This is a genomic window from Clostridium sp. LS (assembly GCF_002760435.1).
Taxonomy (GTDB): Bacteria; Bacillota; Clostridia; order Clostridiales; family Clostridiaceae; genus Clostridium.
In genome coordinates this window covers 1-568 of record NZ_AUUU01000230.1, presented here as the reverse complement: position 1 = coordinate 568, position 568 = coordinate 1, and the positions used below count along the sequence as shown (strand labels likewise).

At 32.6% G+C, this 568-nt stretch carries 1 pseudogene; it reads right to left on the bottom strand.

Features of this window, described 5'->3' with window-relative positions:
- Positions 1 to 106: 106 nt before the first annotated feature.
- Positions 107 to 568: pseudogene (locus COL3_RS26780) on the bottom strand (DNA polymerase IV); the annotation flags it as partial.

Below are 568 nucleotides of genomic sequence, written 5' to 3'. Positions count from 1 at the left end.
TTTTCTTCTTCTATTTTAAATCTTAGAGGTTTTATTTTTCCGTCTTCTTTAAAGTGTGCTATCATCTCAACTTTTTTAGCCACTACTTTCATTTAAACGCACTTCCTTACAACAAACTGCTCATCATTGGATACTCTTCAAGGGATCCTGTTCCACCATTAATTGGCCTTACTCCTGAATGTAAAAAAGTTGATCTTATAACACTATATTTCCCATACTTTTCTCTTATACCATCTAAGGTTTTATCAAGCTTTCTTTGCTTTTCCTTTACTTCGTAATCAAATAAAGTATCCTGGCAATACATGTTGCTGCTTAGTTTAGTCACTCTTACACCTAACTGTCTTATTTTTTCGCCTTTCCAAACTTCTTTAAAGGCTTCTTTTATTCCTTCAAAAATTACTTTTGTACAATCTGTTGAATTATTTAGCTGCTTTTGATGGGAATAGTGCGAAAATTCATTAGTTTTAATACTTACAACTACAAGACGGCATAAACTATTGCTATCTCTGAGTCTCATAGCAACACTTTCAGTTAAAGATAAAAGTATCTTTAGTGCCTCCTCCATAGT